This window comes from Cellulomonas hominis, from assembly GCF_005239125.1.
GTDB lineage: Bacteria > Actinomycetota > Actinomycetes > Actinomycetales > Cellulomonadaceae > Cellulomonas > Cellulomonas hominis_A.
Genome location: NZ_SZYE01000051.1, coordinates 1 through 21,161 on the forward strand (window position 1 = coordinate 1; position 21,161 = coordinate 21,161).

Below are 21,161 nucleotides of genomic sequence, written 5' to 3' on the forward strand. Positions count from 1 at the left end.
CGCCCCCGGCGCCGTGCCCGACCTGCCCTCCGCGGCGCCCGGCGCGGTGCCCGAGGCGCCGCCGAGCGAGCCCGCGGACGGCCTCGACGGCGTGGACGCCGACCTGGCCGCGCGGTTCGAGGCGGCCCGCGCCGCCGCCGCGGCGGAGGACGTCGAGCTGCGGATCACCTCGGGCAAGCGCACCGAGGAGGAGCAGCAGCGGCTCGTCGACCAGGCCGTGGCGCAGCACGGCGTGCCGGAGGCCTACCGGTGGGTGCTGCCGCCGGAGAAGTCCGCGCACGTGCAGGGAATGGCGATCGACGTGGGCGCGACCCAGGGCGCGTACTGGCTCGCGGAGCACGGGCTCGAGTTCGGGCTGTGCCAGACCTACGCCAACGAGGTGTGGCACTTCGAGAAGCTGCCGGACGGGGCGGACACGTGCCCCGAGCAGCACCCGGACTCCTCCTGGGGCTGGTGACGGCGCGCGGCCGCCGGCGGCCGGTAACCGCTGGTCCCCGTCGCGCCCGGCCTCGTACGGTCGCGGCATGACGACCGCCGAGGACCGCAGCCCGACGACCGCCCCCGAGGACCTCGGTCCCGTTCTGCACGCCCGCGCCGAGGCCACCGGCCTGAGCGGGGTCGTGCACGTCTCGGCCGGCGAGGAGGTGCTGTTCGCGCGGGCGTACGGCTGGGCCGACCGGGCGCGGGGGGTGCCCGCCTCGGTCGAGCACCGGTTCGGCGTGGCGAGCGTCGCGAAGGGGTTCACCGCGCTGGCGATCGCCTCGCTCGTCGAGGAGGGGCGGCTGGGCTGGGACGACCCGGTGCGGCCCGTGCTCGGCGACGACCTGCCGCTGGTGGACGACGGGGTGACCGTCGACCAGCTGCTCGCGCACACGTCCGGGATCGGCGACTACCTGGACGAGGGCGGCGACGGGGAGATCACCGACTACGTGCTGACCCTGCCGCCGCACGCGCTGGACGACACCGAGGCCTACCTGCCGATGCTCGCGCTGCAGCCCCAGGTGTCGGAGCCGGGCGCGGCGTTCGCGTACAGCAACGCCGGGTACGTGCTGCTGGCGCTCGTCGCGCAGCGGGTGGCGGGCGTGCCGTTCCCCGACCTCGTGACCGCGCGGGTCCTCGGGCCGGCCGGGATGTCCCGCACCGGGTTCCCGCGGTCGGACGAGCCCGCGGCGGACCTGGCGGTCGGCTACCTGGACGCCGAGGGCCCCCGGACCAACGTGCTGCACCTGCCGGTGCGGGGGAGCGGCGACGGCGGCCTCGCCACGACCGCGGCCGACCTCGCGGCGTTCTGGCCCGCGCTGACCGCCGGGCGGATCGTGTCGCCGGCGACCGTGGCGCGGCTCACCGAGCCGCTGCGGGTCGTCGAGGACGAGGGCATGCGGTACGGGCGCGGCTTCTGGCTCGGCCTCGACTCGCCCGACCTGGTCCTGGAGGGCTACGACGCCGGTGTCTCGGCGCGCACCCGGCACGACCCCGCGACCGGGGTGACGGTCACCGTGATCGCCAACACGTCCGACGGCGCGTGGCCGGTGCTGCGGGGGCCCGCGGCGGGCTGACGACGTCGGGCGGTCGGCCCCGGCGTCACGCGCCGTCGCCGTGCGGCCACTCCTCGGCGAGCACCGCGTACAGGTACGCGTCGTGCCACTCGGGAGCCCCGTCCGCGCCGCCGCGGAACGACGCGCACCGCCGCTCGTGCCCCTCGCGCCGCATCCCCAGCCGGTCGAGCAGCCGCCAGGACGGCGCGTTGCGCGGGTCGCAGCGGGCGACCACCCGGTGCGCGCCCTCGGCGCGGAAGCAGTGGTCGACCACGGCCCGGGTGGCCTCGGTGGCGTAGCCGACGCCGCCGTGCGCGGGGTGGAAGACGTATCCGACGGTCCAGGTCCGCCACGCCTCCGGCCGGTGCGGCGCCCGGTACACGTGCCCGACGAGCACCCCGTCCGCGGTGCGCTCGGCCGCCACGAACCGCGGGGTCACGGCGCCGGCGGTGCGCCGTCCCGGGTGGTGCGAGGGGCGGGACGATCCTGTGGTGGGTGGTGACCGGCCTGGTTAGTGTGGGCGCCGCCCTGCGCCGACCGCCGAGAGGACCCCCGTGGCGACACCGACGACCGACACCGCGACCGACGAGCAGGTGCCCCGACCGGGCACCGGCCTCGGCCCCTGGGGCACGTCCCGGGCGGTGTTCTGGGGCTCGGCAGCCGTCGTGGCGGTCGTCTCCGGGTTCACGATCCTGTTCCCCGACACCGCGAGCCGGGTCATCGGCGCCGTCCAGACGAACGTGGTCAGCGGGTTCGGCTGGTACTACGTGGCGCTCGTCGCCGGGTTCGTGGCCTTCGCGATCTGGCTGGGCGCGGGCCGGTGGGGCGACATCCGCCTCGGCAAGGACGACGACGAGCCCGAGTACCCGCTGATGACGTGGTTCTCGATGCTGTTCGCCACCGGCATGGGCATCGGCCTGGTGTTCTGGGGCGTCGCCGAGCCGCTGAGCCACTACGCGAACCCGAAGCCCGGCGTGACCGGGACGCCCGAGCAGCTCGCCCAGGCCGCGATGTCGCAGACGTACCTGCACTGGGGGCTGAGCGCCTGGGCGATCTACGTGGTCGTGGGGCTGTCGATCGCGTACACGGTGCACCGCAAGGGTCGACCGGTGTCGATCCGGTGGTCGCTGGAGCCGCTGCTCGGCGACCGGGTGCGCGGCCGGCTGGGCGACGCGGTCGACATCACCGCGGTCGTGGGCACGGTGTTCGGCGTGGCGACGTCGCTCGGCCTCGGCGTCCTGCAGATCACGGCGGGCCTCGACCACACCGGCATCGCGACGAGCTCGACGACGCTGCAGGTCGTGCTCATCATCGCGATCACCGGCGTCGCCACGCTGTCCGTGGTGTCCGGCCTGGACAAGGGCCTGAAGTGGCTGTCGAACATCAACGTGTCGATGGCGGGGGTGCTGCTCGTCGCCGTGCTCCTGCTGGGCCCGACGCTGTTCCTGCTCCGGGAGTTCGTGCAGTCGATCGGCACCTACCTGTCGCAGGCGATCCCGCTGATGTTCAACGTGTCGGCGTACTCCGGCGCCGAGGGCGAGGCCTGGCAGGCCGCGTGGACGACGTTCTACTGGGGCTGGTGGATCTCCTGGTCCCCGTTCGTGGGCGTGTTCATCGCGCGCATCTCGCGCGGGCGGACGGTCCGGGAGTTCGTGGGCGGCGTGCTGCTGGTCCCGACGATCGTGTGCTTCCTGTGGTTCTCCGTGCTCGGCGGCTCGGCGCTGCACCGCCAGCTGTTCGGCGGCGGCGGGCTGGTCGGCCCGGACGGCGAGGTCGTCCCGGAGAACGCGCTGTTCGACCTGCTCGCGGGGCTGCCGGGCGGGACGGTGCTGTCGATCGGCGCGATCATCCTGGTCGCCCTGTTCTTCATCACGTCCGCGGACTCCGGCGCGCTCGTGGTGTCGATGCTCTCGGCGGGCGGCGACCCGCACCCGCCCACGCCGCTGCGCGTCGTGTGGGCGGCGCTCGGCGGCGTCCTGGCGATCGCCCTGCTGCTGGCCGGGGGGCTCACCGCGCTGCAGACGGCGGCGATCCTCATCGCCCTGCCGTTCAGCGTGGTGATGATCGGGATGGTGGTCTCCACCTCCCGGGCGCTGCACGCCGAGCACACCGCGTTCCTGCGCGCCGAGCGGCGCCAGCTGCGCGCCCAGATCGACGAGCAGGTCTCGCGCCAGCTGTCCCGCCAGGTCGACCACCGGGTGGACCGGCGGTTCGACGAGCGCCTGAGCCGGTGGCGGCGCTCCCGGGAGCGCGGCGGTCGGTAGCGGCCCCGCGGTCCCGCTACGGTGGGTCGCCGGCCACGGCGACCGCGGCCGGCTCCCCGGCGACCGGACCGCACCGGCCCGCGCCGCCGGTCCGCACCCCCCCGCACCAGGAAGCCGCATGCCCCGCGCCACCCCCGCACCGTCCACCGCCCGGCCCGCCGCGCCGGCCCCCGCCGAGCACCTCGGGCACGGCCTGCGCACCCGGCACCTGACGATGATGGGGCTCGGTTCCGCCATCGGCGCCGGGCTGTTCCTCGGCAGCGGTGTCGGCATCGCGACCGCGGGCCCGGCGGTGCTGGTGTCCTACGCGCTCGCCGGCGTGCTCGTCGTGCTGGTGATGCGGATGCTCGCCGAGATGGCCTCCGCGCTGCCGGCGAGCGGGTCGTTCTCCGTGTACGCCGAGGCGGCGCTCGGTCGCTGGGCCGGGTTCACGCTGGGCTGGGTCTACTGGTTCACGCTGATCATGGTGCTCGGCGCCGAGGTCACCGGCGTGGCCCGGATCGTGACCGGCTGGGCGCCGGGCGTGCCGCAGTGGCTGGTCGCGCTCGTGGTCGTCGCGGTGTTCGCCGTGGCGAACCTCGCGGGCGTGCGCAAGTTCGGCGAGCTCGAGTTCTGGTTCGCGCTGGTCAAGGTCGCGGCGATCGTGGTGTTCCTGGTGCTCGGGGTGCTGCTGGTGCTGGGGCTGCTGCCCGGGACCGATCCCGTCGGGACGACGAACCTGCTCGGCCACGGCGGCTTCGCGCCCGCGGGGCTCGGCGGGGTCGCGGCGGGGCTGCTGGTCGTCGTGTTCGCGTTCGGCGGCATCGAGATCGTGACGATCGCCGCGGCGGAGGCGCGCGACCCGCAGCGCGCGGTCGGCCGGGCCACCCGCACCATCCTGTGGCGCATCCTGCTGTTCTACGTCGGCTCGGTGGCGATCATGGTGCTCGTGCTGCCGTGGGACGCCCCGGTGCTCCAGGAGGGCCCGTTCGTCGCGGTGCTCGACGTGGCCGGGTTGCCCGGTGCGGCGCGGCTGATGGAGGCCGTCGTGGTCGTGGCGCTGCTCTCGGCGTTCAACGCCAACGTGTACGCGACGTCCCGGATGGCCTACTCGCTGGCCGCCCGCGGGGACGGGCCCGCGGTGCTGCGCCGGGTGTCCGGCCGCGACGTGCCGTGGGTCGCCGTGCTCGTGTCGGTCGCGTTCGGCGTGGTGGCCGTCGGGCTGAACTGGGCGCTGCCGGACACGCTCCTGGGCATCCTGCTGAACGCGGTCGGCGCGGCGCTGCTGGTGGTCTGGGTGCTGGTGGCGGTCGCGCAGCTGCGGCTGCGGCCGCGGCTGGAGGCGGAGGCCCGGTCGCGCGGGGAGGAGCTGCCGCTGCGGATGTGGGGCTACCCGTGGCTGACCTGGGCGACGCTGGCCGCGCTGGCCGGGCTGGTGGCGCTGATGCTCGCGGACGGGTCCGCGCGCGGCCAGCTGCTCTCCACCGCGGGGCTGGTCGCCGTGGTCGTCGGGATCTACGGGGTGACGGCGCTGGTCCGCCGGCGCCGGGCCGCGGCGGTGGCGCGGGCCTGACCGCGGGCCGCGGTCACAGCCCGAGCAGCAGGCTCGCCGCGATCGCCGTCATCACGAGGGCGATCACCCCGTCCAGGACCCGCCACGCCCCGGGCCGCGCGAACAGCGGGCGCAGCAGCCGCGCGCCGTAGCCGAGGCCGGTGAACCACAGCAGGCTGCCCAGCACCGCGCCGCCGCCGAACCACCAGCGGTCCCCGCCGTGGGTGCCCGCCACCGAGCCCAGCAGCACGACGGTGTCCAGGTAGACGTGGGGGTTGAGCCAGGTCAGCGCGAGGCAGGTGGCGACGACGGGCCAGACCCGCCGCGGGGTGGCGTCGCCGTCGTCCGCGGTGAGCGCCGCGCCCGGGCGCAGCGCCCGCCGGGCCGCCACGACGGCGTAGCCGAGCAGGAACGCCGCCCCCGCCAGCCGGGCGACCGTCAGCACGGCCGGGTGCCGGTCGACGAGCGTGCCCAGCCCGGCCACCCCGGCGGCGATCAGGACCGCGTCCGACAGTGCGCACACGGCGACGACCGGCAGCACGTGCTCCCGGCGCAGGCCGGTGCGGAGCACGAAGGCGTTCTGCGCGCCGATGGCGACGATGAGCGACAGGCCGAAGGCGAGGCCGGTGAGCGCGGCGGTGAGGGAGGGGGGCACGCGGCCGACCGTAGGGCCCACGGGTGCCATCAGTCCAACGACTGAATTCTATAGCGCATCAGCCGCGCTGATGGGACCTCCGGCCCCCGCAGGACGCGCGCGGCTCGGTAGGGTCCCCGCATGGCCGAGGTCGACCTCCCGCAGCTCCGCGCCCTGCTCGCCGTCGTGGACGAGGGCTCGTTCGAGGGCGCCGCCGTGGCCCTGCACCTCACGCAGTCGGCGGTGAGCCAGCGGATCCGCGCGCTGGAGACCGCCGTCGGGCAGGTGCTGGTGCGCCGCGCCCGGCCCGCCGGGGTCACGGCCGCGGGGGAGGTCTACCTCCGGCTCGCCCGCCAGGTCGTGGCGCTGGCCGACGAGGCGCACGCCGCGGTGACCGCCGGGGCGACGTCCGGCCGCCCGGTGCTGCCGATCGCGGTGAACTCGGACTCGCTCGGCACCTGGGTGCTGCCGGCGCTGGCCACGCTCGCCGACGAGATCGTGTTCGACCTGCACCGCGAGGACCAGGACCACTCCGCCGACCTGCTGCGCGAGGGCACCGTGGTCGCGGCCATCACCACGGCCGCCCGCCCGGTGCAGGGCTGCACCTCCCACCGGCTCGGCGTGCTGCGGTACCGGCCGATGATCGCGGTGCACCGGGCCGCGGCGCTGCTCCCGGACGGCCCGACGCCGTCCGCCCTCGCGAGCGCCCCGCTCGTGGTGTTCGACCGCAAGGACGACCTGCAGGACCGCTACCTGCGCGGGCGCGGTGCGGACCCGGCGCTGCCCCCGCGGCACCACGTGCCCGCGTCGGCGGACTTCACGCTGGCGGTCCGGCTCGGCCTCGGGTGGGGCATGCTGCCCGACGCCGACGCGAGCGCGGGTGAGGCGGACGGCACGCTCGTCGACCTGGACCCCGGGCGGCACGTCGACGTGACGCTGCACTGGCAGCAGTGGACCGTGCGGACCGCGGCGCTGGAGCGCACCGGGGCGGCGGTCCGGGCGGCCGCGGCGGCCTACCTGCGCTGAGCCGGGGCGCCCGCCGCCGCGGCCGGTGCCGGGCGGACGCCGTCAGGTCTCGTCGAACACCGGGTGCCGGTGCGGCGGCTGCGGCGGGCTCGGGTGCTGCTCCAGGGGCGGCTGCGGGCGCTCCTGCTCGGGCGCGGCCGTCGTGAGGTGCACCGGCTCGCCGTGGTGGTCGAGCCGCGCCTCCTCGCCGGACAGCAGCCGGTAGGCCACCACGTCGTGCCGCACGTCGACCTCGACCCGGGCGCCCGCCTGCAGCACCGTGAACGCGATGCGCGTCAGCCGGCGGGGGAGCCGCGGCGCCAGCCGCACCGCGTCGCCCCGCTGCCGCAGCCCGCCCAGGCCGACGACCAGCCCCGTCCACGCGCCCGCGAGCGCCGCGACGTGCAGCCCCTCGGCGGTGGACGCGCGCAGGTCGGACAGGTCGATGAGGGCGCACTCCCGGGCGTACGCGTAGGCGAGGTCCGGGTGGCCGACCTCGGCGGCGACGACCGCCTGCGCGGGCGCCGACAGCGACGAGTCCCGGACGGTGATCGCCTCGTAGTACGCGAAGTCGCGGCGCTTCTGCTCGACGGGGATGTCGTCGCCGGCCACGTGCAGGGCCAGCACCAGGTCGGCCTGCTTGGTGACCTGCCGCCGGTAGAGCTCGACGAACGGGTGGTGCTCCTGCAGCGGGTACCGCGTGTTCTCCGCGGCGCCGAAGTCCCACGGGGCGTGCCGGGTGAAGCCCTCGTGCTGCTCGGTGACGCCGAGCTCCGCGGAGTACGGCACGAGCATCCGGTCCGCCGCGCGGCGCCACTCGGCACGCTCCGTGGCCGTCACGCCGAGCCGGGTCGCGACGTCGGGGTGCCGCTCGCAGGCGTCGGCCGCGGCGCGGAGGTTCTCCCGCGCCACGAGGTTCGTGTAGGTGTTGTTGTCGACGACGGCGGTGTACTCGTCCGGGCCGGTGACCCCGTCGATCCGGAACCCCTCCGGGGTGTGGTGGCCCCGGCCGGCCCACAGCCGCGCGGTCGGCACCAGCAGGTCGACGGCGACGTCCCGGTCGAACACCGCGTCGCCGGTCGCGGCGACGTGCCGGGCGGCGGCGCACCCGACGCCGGCGTTCACGTGGTACGCCGCGGTGCCGGCGGGCCAGTAGCCGGAGCACTCCCGCCCGCTGATGGTCCGCCACGGGAACGTGACCCCCGGCAGCCCGAGCTCGGCCGCCCGGGCGCGGGCCGCGGGCAGCGTGGCGTGCCGCCAGCGCAGGTGGTCCGCCGCGGCGCGGGGCAGGACGTGGTCCAGCACCGGGAGCACGAAGCACTCCGAGTCCCAGAACGTGTGCCCGTGGTACCCGGTGCCCGCCAGCCCCTTCGCCCGGATCCCCGCGCCGTCCGCCTGCGCCGCGGCCTGCACCACCTGGAGCAGCGCGTACCGGGCCGCCCGCTGCAGCTCGTCGTCGCCCTCCACCTGGACGTCGCCGCGCGCCCAGATCCCCGCGAGCTCGGCCTCCTGCTCGTGCCGCAGGCCCGACCAGCCCGCCAGCCGGGCCCCGCGCAGCTCGGCGTCCGCCCGGGTGTGCAGCGCCCCGGCGTCCGTCCCGCCCGCGTACGCGGCGAGCACGACGACCTCGACGGCCTGACCCGCGCGCAGGTCGACGGCGAGGACCGCGCCGGCCGGGTCGTCGGTCGACCACCGGGGCCTCGCGCCCTCGTCGGCGGTCACCTCGTGCGCGGTGCGCACCACCACCTCGTGCCCCGAGCGCTCCGCCCGCTGGTGCACCGCCGAGCCCTCGGGGTCGTGCCGGCAGGTCAGCGTGCGCACGCCCGGCTCGTGCGCGGGCGGCGCACCCGCGTGCCCGCAGCCGGGCACCGGCCGCGCGGTCAGCGTCACGTCGGACTCGGCCCGGACCCGCCAGCGGGTCGCGACGACGCCGCGGCGGGTCAGCGGCACGAGCCGCCGGGTGCTCAGGACGACGGTGGCGCCGGTGGACGGCGCGGTCCAGCGCTGCTCGCGGTCGAGGACGCCGCGACGCAGGTCGAGGACCCGGTCGTCGTGGTGCCGGTCGCCGGCCGGGCCGGGGCCGGCCCCGGGGTCGTCGTCGCCCGGGGCCGCGTCCACCGGGTCGCCGTCGACGGACCAGCCGAGGGCCCACGCGTCGACGACCGGGACCAGCACCTCGTCCACCGCCGGGTCGGCGTACGCCCGCTCGGCGTAGGTGTGCGGCACCTCCTCGTACACGGTGGCGAGCAGCGTGCCGGGGCCCAGCCCGTGGCCGGGCCGCTCGGGCACGGCGCGCACGCCGAGGTAGCCGTTCGACAGCGTCAGCACGGAGGCGGCGGCCGCGGGGTGGTGCAGGTCCAGGCGGGACTGCCGGACGTGCCAGGGGTCGTCGGATCGGTGGAGCACGGGGTCACTCCACCACAGCGCCCCCGGCACGGCGCGGGGAGCGCCGGCCGGCGGGGCGGTCAGCCCAGCAGGCCGCGGAGGTCGTCGGGCGTCAGGGTGGTCGAGAACAGGTCGCCGTCGTCCAGCACCGCGTCCACCAGCGCGGCCTTGCGCGCCTGGAGCGCCACCACCTTCTCCTCGATGGTGCCCTCGGCGATCAGCCGGTAGACCAGCACCGGCCGGTCCTGCCCGATGCGGTGCGCCCGGTCGACGGCCTGCTGCTCCGCGGCGGGGTTCCACCACGGGTCGAGCAGGAACACGTAGTCGGCCTCGGTCAGGTTCAGCCCGGTGCCGCCCGCCTTGAGGCTGAGCAGGAACACCGGCGCGTCGCCGGTGCGGAACTCGTCGACCACCTCGCCGCGCCGGGTGGTCGAGCCGTCCAGGTAGACGTACGGCACGCCGGCGGCGTCCAGGCGGTCCGCCGCACGCGCGAGGTAGGACGTGAACTGGCTGAACACCAGCGCGCGGTGCCCCTCGGCGACGACGTCGTCCAGCTGCTCCAGCAGGGCGTCGAGCTTGGCGGACGGGATGCCGGCCAGCGCCGGGTCGATGAGCGAGGCGTCCAGCGCGAGCATCCGCAGCAGGGTCAGCGACCGGTAGACGATGAACCGCTGCCGGTCCAGGTCGTCGATCAGGCCGAGCACCTTCTGCCGCTCGCGCTGCAGGTACCGGTCGTAGACGTCGCGGTGGGCGGGGTCCAGGGCGACGGTGAGGGTCTGCTCCTGCTTCTCCGGCAGGTCGGCCGCGACCAGGTCCTTGGTGCGGCGCAGCAGGAACGGGCGGATCCGGCGCCGCAGCCGCTCGAGCCGGCCGGCCCGCAGCCGGGCGGCCGACTCGGGCAGGTCGCCCGCGCCGGGGCCGGTCGCGATCCCGGCGTGCGCGTCCTCGATCGGCCGGACGTACTGCAGCGCGAACGTCGCGGCGGGCGGCAGCAGCCCGGGCGCCACCAGGTCCAGCAGCGCGTGCAGCTCGGTGAGCGAGTTCTCCACGGGGGTGCCGCTGAGGGCGAGCACGAACGGGGCACCCAGGTCCTTGGCCGCGCGGTGCACGCGCGACGCCGGGTTCTTCACCTGCTGCGCCTCGTCCAGCACGACGCCCGCCCAGCCGACCGCGGCGTACGCCGCCGCGTCCAGGCGGAGCAGGGCGTAGGACGTGACGACGACGTCGGCGCCGGCGGCCACGTCCGCGAGCGGGACCGGACCGGCCGCCTGGGTCGCCTCGACGCGCCGGACGGTGAGCCCCGGGGTGAACCGGGCGGCCTCCGCGACCCAGTTCGGGGTGACCGAGGTGGGGGCGACGACGAGGAACGGGCGGTGCTCCTCGACCTCGCCGCGGGACTCGACGGCGTGCTGCAGCAGCGCCAGGGTCTGCAGCGTCTTGCCGAGCCCCATGTCGTCGGCCAGGATCCCGCCGAGCCGGTGCCGCCAGAGGAACGCGAGCCAGGCGAGTCCCTCGGCCTGGTAGGGGCGCAGGTCCGCCCGGAGCCCGGCCGGCACCGGCACGGGGGCCGGGGCGTCGCCGGCGGCCTCGGCCAGCAGCCCGCGCCACGCGTCGGGCGGCTCCGCCTCGTCGGCCAGCGCGGCGAGGTCCGCCCACAGGCTGGTCTGGTGCCGGCTCACCCGCAGCCCCGTCTCCCACTCGGCCAGCTCGCGCGCCTCGGCGACCAGCGCCGCCAGCGGCTCGAGCGCCGGGTGGTCGAGCGACAGGTAGGTGTGGTCGACCAGGCGCAGCCGCCGGCGCCCCTGCGCGAGCGCCGTGAACAGCGGCCCGAACGGCACCGTGCGGCCGCCGATCGTCACGGTCACGCCGAGGTCGAACCAGTCGGTCCGCTCGCTGGGCTGCGCCGTGACGGTGAGCACCGGGGCGTCGTGCAGGACCCGGTAGTCGGGGACGGTGCCGACCGTGTCGACCCGCACGCCCCGCAGCGCGGCGATGCGCGGGAGGGCCCCGGTGACGAAGTCGGCGGCGTCGGCGTCCCGCAGCGTGGCGGGCAGCGCGAGCGGCGGGTGGGCGTCCGGGCCGGGGTCGGGCGTCCCGGGTGCCCCGGCGTCGTCCGCCCCGTCCGGCCAGCCGCCCGGCACCAGGTCCGCCGGCACCAGCGTCCGCGGGTCGGGGGCCGGTCCCGAGCGGGCGTGCCCGTCCCACCGCCAGGTGAGGTCGACCACGCGGCCGGGCAGGTGCCGGACGGTCAGGACGAGCGTCGGCGGAGCGGGCGGCGGGACCACGACCGAGCCGTCGGCGCTCCCCACGTCGAGCCCCGCGCGCAGGGCGGGCAGCCGCTCGCGCAGGAAGGCGCCGGCCTGGTCCGCCGGGACGACGACGCCCGCGCGGAGCGCGTCCGCGACCGTCCGCCCGCCGGCGGTGTCCCCGAGCAGGGCGAGCTGCTGCGGGCCGAGCGGCTCGGCCGTCGGGGCGAGCAGCACGCGGCGCGGGTGGGCGGGGTCCACGACGTAGACGCCGTGGTCGCCGATCGCGTGCGCGTGCGCGACCGGGTGCGCCTCGCCGTCGACGGTGAGGTGCGCCGCGACGCGCAGGCCGCCCGGGCCGTCGGGGCCGTCGGCGGTGCGGGCGACGTCCAGCCCGAGCCGGGCCGCGCCCGCCCGCCGCACCTCGGCGCCGGCCCCCGAGCCGACCAGCACGATCCCGAGCGCCTGCGCCTGGTCCAGCAGGTCCCACAGCACGGGGTTCGCGAAGTCGTCGAGGTACACCCACGCCGCGTCCTGGCCCGGCACCGGCGGCTCCGCGGCACGGTGCAGGGCGCCGACCTGGCAGAACCAGCGGTGCTGCTCGGGGTCCAGGTCGAGCCGGGCCCGCAGGTGCGGGATGTTCGCCCAGGTGACGCTGCCCCGGGTCCAGCCCCGGTCGGTGCGGGTCACGGGCCGGACGCCCAGCCGGTAGCCGGCCGTCGCGGGGTCCGGGGGCTCACCGGGGCCGCGGGCGACGGCCGTGCGGGAGACGGGGCCGTTCCAGCGCTCGCGGGTGCGGGGCGTGAGCTCGCGGAGCTCGACCTGCAGCCCGGCACGTCGGCTGCGCGCGGCGGGGGCGTCGGCACCCCAGGCGAGCAGCCCGTCGAGCACCGCGCGCCAGTCGCCGGCCGGGTCGCCGGGTCCGCCCGCCGGGTCGGCGGGGGACGGGACGGCGGGCACGGCCCCGATGCTGCCACACGGGCCCGACAGCCCCGCGCGCGAGCCGCCCGGTGGGCGCCGCCGCCCGGCCGGCGCCGCCCCTCCTGGCCGCCCCTCCGCGTCGCCCCTCCGCGCCGAGGGGGCAACCGACACGTCGAGCGAGTACCCACTGGGTACTCGCTCGACGTGTCGACTACTCGCTCGCGCCGGCCGCGCGGCTCGGGGCCGGCCGCGCGGCGCCGGCCGCGCGGCCGGCGCGGTCAGGCCGGCTCGACCTCCGCCAGGACCGCGGTCAGCTGCTCCCGGGTGGTGGCGTCGAGCACGCGCTGCACGCGCTCGGTGTCGCTGAACACCAGGGCGATCCGGGACAGCAGCGACAGGTGCTCGTCGCCGACGCCCGCGATCCCGACGACGACCCGGACCGGGTTGCCGTCCCAGTCGAGCGGCTCCTCGTACCGGACGAGGCACACGGCGGACCGGTGGATCGCCCCCTTGGCCGCGTTGGTGCCGTGCGGGATCGCCAGGTAGCTGCCCATGTACGTGGAGATGGTCAGCTCGCGCTCGAACATCGCGTCCACGTACCCCGGCTCGACCGCGCCCGAGCCGACCAGCAGCGCACCCGCCTCCCGGATGGCGTCGTCCTTGGTGCGGGCGCTGCCCGCGGGGACGACCAGGTCGGCGCTCAGCAGCTCGGTCATGGCGTGCTCCTCTCCGCCGTCTCCGCCTGCGACTGCGCCTGGGCCGCCCGCACGACGTCGTCGTAGACCGGGCTGGACAGGAAGTTGTCGACGGAGACGTGCCGTGCGCTGGGCGCGTGCCGGCGGGCCCGGTCGGTCAGCTCGCGCTGCGTGATGACCAGGTCGACGTCGTCCTCCAGGTTGGCGACGGCCTTGTTGACCACGGTGATGTCGCCGCGGCCGGCCTTCTTGAGCTTGTCGCGCAGGATGCTCGCGCCCATCGCGGACGACCCCATGCCGGCGTCGCACGCGAACACGATCGAGCGGACGGGCGCCGCCGTGGACCCCGCGGCGCCGTCGGTCGGGCCGGCGCCGCCGGTGGTGGCCGTGCCGGCGCCGACCGTGGCGGCCATCGCGTCGAGCGCGGCCGACGACTTGCCCTTGTTGGCCTCGGTCTGGGCGATCGCGGCCGCGAGGTCGCCGCCGCCCGCCGCGAGGTCCCGCTTCCGCGAGGCCCGCAGGATGACCGCGGCCACCAGGAACGTCACGACGAAGGCCAGGACCACCGAGAGCGTGACCCCGACGAACGAGTCCCGTGGCGTCGCCGCGAACACCGCGATGATCGACCCCGGTGCCGCCGGACCGCGCAGGCCGCTGCCGAACACCACGTTGGTCGCGATGCCGGTGGCGCCGCCGAGGATCGCCGCGATGATCAGCGTCGGCTTCATGAGCACGAACGGGAAGTACACCTCGTGGATGCCGCCGATGAACTGCACGACCGCCGCGCCGGGGGCGGACGAGCGCGCCGCCCCGACGCCGAAGAACGTGTAGGCCATCAGGATGCCCAGGCCGGGGCCGGGGTTGGACTCGACCAGGAACAGCAGCGACTTGCCCTGCTCGACGACCTCCTGGGCGCCCAGGGGCACCAGGACGCCGTTGCCGATGGCGTTGTTGAGGAACAGCACCTTCGCCGGCTCGACGACCACGGCCATCAGCGGCATGAGGTGGTTGTCGGCCATCCAGGACACGACGTTGCCGAGCGCGTCGGAGACGCTGGTGATGATCGGCGCGAACCCGAAGAACGCCGCCACGGCCATCGCGGCACCGAGGATGCCGGCCGAGAACATGTCGACGAGCATCTCGAAGCCGGGCTTGATCTTGCCGGCCCAGAGCGCGTCGACCTTCTTGATCACCCACGCGGACAGCGGGCCGACCACCATCGCGCCGAGGAACATCGGCACGGTGGAGCCGGTGATCATGCCGACGGCCACGATGGACGCGACGACGCCGCCGCGCTCCTTGTAGACGATGCGCCCGCCCGCGTTGGCGATCAGGATCGGCAGCAGGTAGGTGACCATCGGGCCGACGAGCCCGATGTACTGCTGGAACGTGGTGCCGTCGTCGGCGAGCGCGAGCTGCGTCGCGGCGCCCTGCCAGCTGCCGGGGTCGTCGGCGTTGCCGAACCCGCCGAGGATGCCGTTCGGCAGCCAGCCGACGGCGATGAACAGCGACGTGATCAGGCCCCAGGCGAGGAACGCCGGGAGGTTCGGCATGATCATGGCGCTCAGGAACGCCCCGAACCGCTGGACGCGGACCTGGGCCTGCTTGCCCCGCGACGGGGCGGGGGCGGTGGTGGCGGCTGCGGTGGACACGGGGTTCACACCTCCCCGTCACGGGGGGTCGGCCGGGCGCTGCCCGGCGCGGAGAGGATCCTCATTGACCTGCTCCTTCGTGGTGGTGGACGGCTGCCTGCCGGCAGGCGCGTCACGGCTCGATGGTGACCTTGATGCCCGCGCCCGTGCGGACGACGTCGATGCCCTCGGCGACCTGGTCCAGCGGCAGCCGGTGGGTGATGAGGTCGGCGACGGGGACGCTCCCGTCGGCGATGTGCGCCAGCGCCTGGCGGTTGTGCTCGGGGCTGGACCCGTTCGCCCCGAAGACGGCGAGCTCGCGGTAGTGCACGACGTTGGAGTCGAACGTGATGGTCGGCCGGTCCTTGGGCAGGCCGCCGAACAGGCTGAGCCGGCCCTGGGGCGCCAGCATCTGCAGCGCCTGCTCCTGCGCGGCGCCCGAGGCGGCGGCGGTGATGACCACCGAGGGGCCGCGGCGGTCGGTGGCCTCCTTGACGGCCTCGACCGGGTCGACCTCGGCGGCGCAGATCGCGACGTCGGGGTGCACGACCGCGGCGGCGAGGTCGAGGCGCTCGCGGCTGAGCTCGACCAGGACCACCTTCTCGGCGCCGCGGGCCCGGGCCAGGCGGACGTGCAGGCAGCCGATCGGGCCGGACCCGACCACCACGACGACGTCCCCCTTGTGCACGTCGACGATCTCCTGGGCGTTGATCGCGCAGGCGAACGGCTCGGCGACCGAGGCCTCGGCGAACGAGACGTTGTCCGGGATCCGGTTCAGGCCGTCGACCTTCAGCACCTCGCGGGGCACGATCATGTACGGCGCGAACCCGCCGTCGAAGTCGTACCCCATCGACACCTGGTTCGGGCAGATGGTCATGGCGCCCGCGCGGCAGAACTCGCACTCGCCGCAGGGGATGGCCGCGATGACCTGGACGCGGTCGCCCGGCGCCCAGCCCTCGACGCCGGCGCCGACCTCCACGACCTCCCCGGCGATCTCGTGGCCCATGACCCGCGGCGGCCGGATGCGCAGGTGGCCGGAGGTCGAGATCTTGACGTCGGTGCCGCACATCGAGGTGGCGCGGACCCGGATCTTGACCTCGCCGTCCTGCGGCGTCGGCTCGGGCGCCTCCTCGAGGCGCACGTCACCGGGGGCGTAGAAGCGGAAGACCTTCATCTCTCTCCTTGGGGCTCAGGCCCGCACGACGCGCGGGCCGGCGGACTCGATCTCGTCGGCGAGCTCCGGGGCGACGCCGCTGTCGGTGACGACGGCGTCGACGCGGCCGAGCGGCGCCACGACGGCGAGCTCGGTGCGGCCGACCTTGGTGTGGTCCGCGAGCACGACGGTGCGGGCCGCGGCGGCCACGAGCGCGCGCTTCACGGTGGCCTCGGCGAGGTCGGGCGTGGACAGCCCGGCCTCGACGCTCAGCCCGTTGGTGCCGAGGAACGCCACGTCGACCCGGATGTCGGCGAGCGCGCGCTCGGCCCAGGACCCGACGGCGGCGAGCGTGCGGGGGCGCACGGTGCCGCCGACCAGGTGCAGGGTCACGAGGGGGAGCGCGGCCAGCACGGTGGCGACCGGCAGGGCGTGCGTGACGACGGTCAGCTCGCGGTCGGCGGGCAGCATCTCGGCGAGCCGCACGGTGGTCGACCCGGCGTCGAGGATCACCGACCCGCCCTCCGGCAGCTCGTCCAGGGCGGCCTTCGCGATCCGGTCCTTCTCGGCGCCGAGCTCGTGCTCGCGCTGGGCGAGGGCGGGCTCGTAGCCGAGCCGCTCGACCGGCACGGCACCGCCGTGCACGCGGTGCACGAGGCCCATGCGCTCGAGCGCCGTGAGGTCGCGGCGCACCGTCTCGGGCGTCACGTCCAGCTCGGCGGCGAGCTGCTGCACCTCGACGCGGCCCGCGGTGCGGGCGGTGGCGAGGATCAGCGCGTGGCGCTCGGGCGGGTACACGACGGCGGTGTCCTGTCTCCGGGGTGCGGCCCGTGCTGGCGCCGCGTCGGGCCTCGGTGCCCGGCAGTGCCCACTGTGGCGGAGGACACACGTGAAGTCAACAAAAACGGGGGAACCCAGACCGAACCAAACAGCGATGCGGGGGCAAACGCAGGTCGGGTGCCGTCGCGGGTGCGCGTCCCCGAGTTCGTGACTGCGGGAACAACGGGGCCGCGCGGGGCGTTGGGGAGGGCAGGATGAAGAAGCGATACGAAGACCTCGAGATGCAGGACGGCACCGTCGTGCGCTACCAGCGTCACGGCAACGGCGGCGGGCTCGTCGCCAAGGGCGCCGTCGTCGACGACACGGCGTACGTCGCGGACTCCGCCTGGGTGGACCCGGGAGCCCGCGTGGAGGCGCGCGCCCGGATCGGGCAGCACTGCTGGGTGGAGCCCGGTGCCCGCGTGGAGGTGGCGGCGACCGTCGGGTCGCACGTGCACCTGGCCCGCGGTGCCACCGTCGGCGCCGGCGCCTCCGTGGGCGTGCGCGCCGAGATCGGCGCCGACGCCCGGCTGGAGCCCCGCGCGGTCGTGGCGCCCGAGTCGCGGGTGGAGCCCGGCGCTGTCGTGCCCGGCACCGCCGTCCGCGGCGGCCGCCGCCTCGACCGGCACCTGGTGGCCTGACCGCCTGACCTGCCCCTGACGACCCGGGCCGCTGCGGCGGGCCGGGTCGTCGTCGTGCCCGCAGCCGGTGCCGCCGCCGAGGTCGAGGGTTTCCCGCTGCCGGGCGGGCGGAGACCCTCGACCTCGCCGCGAACCCTCGACCTCGGCGGGTCGGTCAGCGGCCCGCCGGGCGGCGCTCGCCCGCCAGGACCGGGAACGGCAGCGTGTTGTCGGCGGGCGGCAGCGGGCACGTGCCGTGGTCGCTGAAGGCGCACGGCGCGTTCTCGGCGCGGTTCAGGTCGAGGACCACGGAGCCGTCCGGGCGCGGGTCGACGGCCAGCAGCCGGAACGCTGCCGTCTCGCGGCCGTTGCTGGCATCGCGGAACCAGATCGCGGGCTGGCCGCCTCCGGCCACCTGGAGCACGTGCTCCGCGCCGTCGTGGGTGAAGCGGACGTGCCCCGCGACGTCGCGGCGGTGCCGTACCCCGCCCGCGACCGAGCCCGTCTCCTCGACGGTGCCCGCGGCAGCCGGCTCGAAGCGTGCGGTCAGCACCCAGGCGGGGTCGTGGGGGAACCGCGGGACGCCGGTGAACGCGGTCACGGCGGGGGCGAGCGGGTCGCGCACCCGGACCCCGCGGTTCAGCGGGCCGCGGCCGACCGTCTCCAGGAGGCGGTCCCCGGCGCGCAGGTCGCCGACGGCACCGCCGGCAGGCGTCCACACGACGGCGGCCGCGCCGAGCGGGGCGCCGTCGAGCGTGAGCGCCCGGTCCGGCGTGCCCGCCGGACCGCTGCCGGGGTCGACGTGGATACCGGCGTCGTCGGCCCACCACAGGCCCGGCAGGTCGTCGTAGGCCGTCGGCGTCCCGGTCAGCCAGTGCAGGGCGGTGAGGCTGAGCCAGCCGTACGGGTCGGCGAGCTCGGCGTCCCGGGCCGCGGCCCAGGCGCGCCAGCCGGCCAGGGCGGCTGGATCGTCGGTGCTGGTCACGGGGGTGCTCCTCGGGGTGCGCGCGGTCGGGGAGACGCTAACCGCGCCCCGGGGGTCGCGGTGCCCGGTCGCGGGGGCTGAGACGACGTGACCGGTGGTCCGCGCGGGGCGGGTCCCCGGCGCGCGGCCCGCCGCGCGGCCCGGCCGCGCCGCCGCGATACTGACCGGCATGCCGACGTTCGCCGCCCTCGCCGCCCGTGCGGAGGACCGGGTCACCTCCGCCGTCGTCCGCCTGCTGTCCCGCCGCGGGTACACCCCCCGCGTGGTCGCCTACCCGTCGTACGGGACCGTCCACCGTTCGCGGGTGCGCGCCCGGGTGCTGCTCACCGCGCCGGACGCGCCGACGCCGGGCAGCATCGCCCGCCGGGGCTGGCGGAACCTGCTGTCGGCCGAGCTGCCGGACGCCGAGGTGCGGGTCCGCGCGCAGCCCGGCGAGGGGCCGGACCTGCTGGTGGCGCGCACGGACCGCGGGGGCTACCTGGACGCGTGGCTGGACGTCCCGCTGGAGCCGGGCTGGCAGACGCTCTACCTCTCGGTGGGCGAGGACGCCGACGTGCCGGCGCCGGTCCAGGTGGTCGACCCCGCGGCGACGCACGGCATCGTGAGCGACATCGACGACACGGTGCTCGTGACGATGGTCCCGCGCCCGCACCTCGCGGCGTGGAACTTCCTGGTCCGGTCGGAGGCGCGCCGCAAGCCGGTACCCGGCATGCCCGAGCTGTACGGGCGGCTCACCGCCACGCACCCGGACGCCCCGGTCTTCTACCTGTCGACCGGCGCGTGGAACACGGCGAGCGCCCTGTCCCGGTTCCTGCACCGCGTGGGGCTGCCCCAGGGGTCGCTGCTGCTCACGGACCTGGGGCCGACGGGCGCCGCGCTGATGCGCTCCGGGCGGGAGCACAAGGCGGCGACGCTGCGCCGGCTCGCCGAGGAGCTGCCCGGACTGCAGTGGATCCTCGTCGGGGACGACGGACAGCACGACCCGCAGGTCTACGAGACGTTCGCGGCGGAGAACCCCGGCCGGGTCGCGGCCATCGCCGTGCGGGAGCTGTCGGTCGGCGAGCAGGTGGCCCAGAACGGCCTGCCCGGGCCGACGCCGGCCACCCGGCGCGCGGTCGACGAGCTGGAGCGGTCGTCGGTGGTGACCGTGCACGCGCCCGACGGGCGCGCCCTGGCGGACCAGCTCGCGGAGGCGGGCGTCATCGGCTGACGGGCCGCGGCCTCAGGCCGCCGGGTCCGCCCGCCCGAACACCTGGCGCAGCGCGCGCCGGGCGGCGTACCAGCCGGACAGGCCGTGCACGCCCGGCCCCGGGGGCGCGGACGCCGAGCACAGGTACACCCCGGGAGCCCCGGTGGCGAACGGGTCGAGCCGCGGCGTCGGCCGGGTGAACATGCCGACCAGGGAGATCGCCCCGCCCGAGATGTCGCCGCCGACCAGGTTGGCGTCGTGCTCGGCGAGCCGGGCCGCGGGGATGCCCTGCGACGCGACGACGGTGTCCCGGAACCCGGGCGCGAACCGCTCGATCTGCCGGACGACCGTCTCGGTCGGGTCGACGTCGGACCCGGCCGGCACGTGCGCGTACGCCCACACCGGGCGCAGCCCGCCGGACACCCGCCCGTGGTCGAGGGACGCCGGGTCCGACAGCAGCGTCAGCGGCTGCTCGGCGTGCCGGCCGCGGCCGACGGCGCGCTCCGCGGCGACCACCTGGTCCCGGCTGCCGCCGAGGTGCACGGTCCCCGCCCGGTGCACGTCGGGGTGCGCCCACGGGATCGGCCCGTCGACGACGAGGTCGACCTTGGCGGCGGCGTTCCCGTACCGGAAGCCGGCGTACGCGCGCACCAGGTGCGGCGGCATCGCGTCGCCGAACACCTGCGCCACCAGCCGCGGCCCGGTGTCGAACAGGTAGGCGCGTGCGGGCGGCAGGTCGGCGCGCCGGGCGACCGGGTGCCCGGTGACGACCCGGCCGCCGAGCCGCACCAGGTCCGCGAGCAGCGCGTCGGCGATCGCCTGCGACCCGCCGCGCACCACCGGCCAGCCGTGCCCCGCGTGGGCGAGCGTCGTGAGCAGCACCGCCGTGCCCGCCGCGGCCAGGGACGGCAGCGGGGTGATGGCGTGCCCGGCGACCCCGGTGAGCAGCGCGGCGCCCTCCTCGGTGCGCAGCGCCGACGGCACGACCGACTGGCCGTTGCGCAGCACCGCGAGCGCGAACCGGGCCGCGGTGACGGCGGACCGGGGCGTCGCCCCCGCCGGGACGCTCCGGTGGTCGCCGAGCGCCAGCGCGACGACGTCCTCCCACCGCTCCGCGAGCGGGCCGAACGTGTCCCGCCAGGCGGGGCCGTCCGCCCCGAGCCCGTCGGCGGTGCGGTCCAGGTCCCGGTAGGCGATCGCCGCCCGGCCGCCGTCCAGCGGCTGCGCGAACGACGCGGCGGGCGTGAGCAGGTCCAGCCGCTCGTGCAGCCCCAGCGACCGGAAGAACGGCGACGCCCACGCCATCGGGTGCACCGCCGAGCAGATGTCGTGCACCACCCCGGGGGCCAGGCCGAGGTCCAGCGTGCGGGAGCCGCCGCCCACGGTGTCCTGGGCCTCCAGCACGACGACCTCCAGGCCCGCGCGGGCCAGGGTCACCGCCGCGGCCAGGCCGTTCGGTCCGGCGCCCACGACGACGGCGTCCACCTCGCGGTCGCCGTGCCGCGCCGGTGCGCCCGGCCGCGCCGCGCGTCCGGGGCGACCGCGCGG

Annotated in this window: 17 protein-coding genes; 7 read left to right on the plus strand and 10 right to left on the minus strand. The window is 76.6% G+C overall.

Annotated features, from left to right (window positions below):
- Both FA014_RS08450 and FA014_RS08455 read left to right on the plus strand, forming a co-directional pair.
- Positions 1-457, plus strand: a 457-nt coding sequence (locus FA014_RS08450; protein ID WP_154729252.1) for a D-alanyl-D-alanine carboxypeptidase family protein, incomplete at its 5' end; no start/stop codon positions are given.
- A 67-nt stretch (positions 458-524) separates the two neighbouring features.
- On the plus strand, positions 525-1,556 hold the full coding sequence (locus FA014_RS08455) for a serine hydrolase domain-containing protein (RefSeq protein ID WP_154729253.1): 1,032 nt from the start codon (positions 525-527) through the stop codon (positions 1,554-1,556).
- A gap of 25 nt (positions 1,557-1,581) precedes the next feature.
- Here FA014_RS08455 and FA014_RS08460 read toward each other — a convergent pair whose 3' ends face one another.
- A complete protein-coding gene (locus tag FA014_RS08460) occupies positions 1,582-1,974 on the minus strand; it encodes a GNAT family N-acetyltransferase (RefSeq protein ID WP_154729254.1) in 393 nt (130 codons plus the stop codon).
- Between the two features lie 115 nt (positions 1,975-2,089).
- Here FA014_RS08460 and FA014_RS08465 point away from each other — a divergent pair, with 115 nt between their 5' ends.
- On the plus strand, positions 2,090-3,799 hold the full coding sequence (locus tag FA014_RS08465) for a BCCT family transporter (RefSeq protein ID WP_419178383.1): 1,710 nt from the start codon (positions 2,090-2,092) through the stop codon (positions 3,797-3,799).
- A 118-nt stretch (positions 3,800-3,917) separates the two neighbouring features.
- The gene (locus FA014_RS08470) at positions 3,918-5,351 is read left to right on the plus strand and encodes an amino acid permease (protein ID WP_154729255.1); all 1,434 of its coding nucleotides are present in this window, start codon (positions 3,918-3,920) and stop codon (positions 5,349-5,351) included.
- A 13-nt stretch (positions 5,352-5,364) separates the two neighbouring features.
- Here the strand turns inward: FA014_RS08470 and FA014_RS08475 are convergent, their stop codons facing one another.
- Complete coding sequence (locus FA014_RS08475) at positions 5,365-5,985, minus strand: LysE/ArgO family amino acid transporter (protein ID WP_442861499.1); 621 nt, start codon at positions 5,983-5,985, stop codon at positions 5,365-5,367.
- 120 nt (positions 5,986-6,105) lie between these two features.
- On the opposite strand from FA014_RS08475, the gene FA014_RS08480 reads away from it, so the two are divergent.
- Positions 6,106-6,990 carry a LysR family transcriptional regulator ArgP gene (locus tag FA014_RS08480; protein ID WP_154729257.1) on the plus strand — a complete coding sequence of 295 codons (885 nt, stop codon included), beginning with the start codon at positions 6,106-6,108 and terminating at the stop codon, positions 6,988-6,990.
- Positions 6,991-7,032: 42 nt separating this feature from the next.
- Here FA014_RS08480 and FA014_RS08485 read toward each other — a convergent pair whose 3' ends face one another.
- The 6 genes from FA014_RS08485 to FA014_RS08510 all read right to left on the minus strand — a co-directional run bounded on the left by FA014_RS08485 (position 7,033) and on the right by FA014_RS08510 (position 16,798).
- Entirely contained in the window at positions 7,033-9,375 is a 2,343-nt protein-coding gene (locus FA014_RS08485) for a glycoside hydrolase family 65 protein (protein ID WP_154729258.1), read from the minus strand.
- Positions 9,376-9,434: 59 nt separating this feature from the next.
- Positions 9,435-12,560, minus strand: coding sequence for a DEAD/DEAH box helicase (locus FA014_RS08490; protein ID WP_154729259.1), 3,126 nt, complete (start codon positions 12,558-12,560; stop codon positions 9,435-9,437).
- A 239-nt stretch (positions 12,561-12,799) separates the two neighbouring features.
- Positions 12,800-13,237, minus strand: a complete 438-nt coding sequence (locus tag FA014_RS08495) for a PTS sugar transporter subunit IIA (protein ID WP_154729260.1) — start codon at positions 13,235-13,237, stop codon at positions 12,800-12,802.
- Positions 13,234-14,775 carry a PTS mannitol transporter subunit IICB gene (locus FA014_RS08500; RefSeq protein ID WP_154729268.1) on the minus strand — a complete coding sequence of 514 codons (1,542 nt, stop codon included), beginning with the start codon at positions 14,773-14,775 and terminating at the stop codon, positions 13,234-13,236. Before FA014_RS08500 ends, FA014_RS08495 begins: the two co-directional genes overlap by 4 nt.
- A 205-nt stretch (positions 14,776-14,980) precedes the next feature.
- Positions 14,981-16,021: a zinc-dependent dehydrogenase gene (locus FA014_RS08505; protein WP_154729261.1), complete on the minus strand. Its 1,041-nt coding sequence runs from the start codon at positions 16,019-16,021 to the stop codon at positions 14,981-14,983.
- Between the two features lie 15 nt (positions 16,022-16,036).
- Complete coding sequence (locus FA014_RS08510; RefSeq protein ID WP_154729262.1) at positions 16,037-16,798, minus strand: DeoR/GlpR family DNA-binding transcription regulator; 762 nt, start codon at positions 16,796-16,798, stop codon at positions 16,037-16,039.
- Between the two features lie 236 nt (positions 16,799-17,034).
- On the opposite strand from FA014_RS08510, the gene FA014_RS08515 reads away from it, so the two are divergent.
- Positions 17,035-17,460 carry a transferase gene (locus FA014_RS08515; RefSeq protein ID WP_154729263.1) on the plus strand — a complete coding sequence of 142 codons (426 nt, stop codon included), beginning with the start codon at positions 17,035-17,037 and terminating at the stop codon, positions 17,458-17,460.
- A 154-nt stretch (positions 17,461-17,614) separates the two neighbouring features.
- On the opposite strand, the gene FA014_RS08520 is transcribed toward FA014_RS08515, so the two are convergent.
- The gene (locus FA014_RS08520) at positions 17,615-18,424 is read right to left on the minus strand and encodes a DUF1684 domain-containing protein (protein WP_154729264.1); all 810 of its coding nucleotides are present in this window, start codon (positions 18,422-18,424) and stop codon (positions 17,615-17,617) included.
- A gap of 169 nt (positions 18,425-18,593) precedes the next feature.
- Here FA014_RS08520 and FA014_RS08525 point away from each other — a divergent pair, with 169 nt between their 5' ends.
- A complete protein-coding gene (locus FA014_RS08525; RefSeq protein WP_154729265.1) occupies positions 18,594-19,634 on the plus strand; it encodes an App1 family protein in 1,041 nt (346 codons plus the stop codon).
- A gap of 12 nt (positions 19,635-19,646) precedes the next feature.
- Here the strand turns inward: FA014_RS08525 and FA014_RS08530 are convergent, their stop codons facing one another.
- Positions 19,647-21,098: a phytoene desaturase family protein gene (locus FA014_RS08530; RefSeq protein ID WP_154729266.1), complete on the minus strand. Its 1,452-nt coding sequence runs from the start codon at positions 21,096-21,098 to the stop codon at positions 19,647-19,649.
- Between the last annotated feature and the right edge of the window lie 63 nt (positions 21,099-21,161).

Coding starts and splice junctions, on each gene's coding strand:
- FA014_RS08455 (WP_154729253.1), top strand. CDS start 525: ATGACGACCGCCGAGGACCGCAGCCCGACGACCGCCCCCGAGGACCTC.
- FA014_RS08470 (WP_154729255.1), top strand. CDS start 3,918: ATGCCCCGCGCCACCCCCGCACCGTCCACCGCCCGGCCCGCCGCGCCG.
- FA014_RS08480 (WP_154729257.1), top strand. CDS start 6,106: ATGGCCGAGGTCGACCTCCCGCAGCTCCGCGCCCTGCTCGCCGTCGTG.
- FA014_RS08495 (WP_154729260.1), bottom strand. CDS start 13,237: ATGACCGAGCTGCTGAGCGCCGACCTGGTCGTCCCCGCGGGCAGCGCC.
- FA014_RS08500 (WP_154729268.1), bottom strand. CDS start 14,775: ATGATCATGCCGAACCTCCCGGCGTTCCTCGCCTGGGGCCTGATCACG.
- FA014_RS08505 (WP_154729261.1), bottom strand. CDS start 16,021: ATGAAGGTCTTCCGCTTCTACGCCCCCGGTGACGTGCGCCTCGAGGAG.
- FA014_RS08515 (WP_154729263.1), top strand. CDS start 17,035: ATGAAGAAGCGATACGAAGACCTCGAGATGCAGGACGGCACCGTCGTG.
- FA014_RS08525 (WP_154729265.1), top strand. CDS start 18,594: ATGCCGACGTTCGCCGCCCTCGCCGCCCGTGCGGAGGACCGGGTCACC.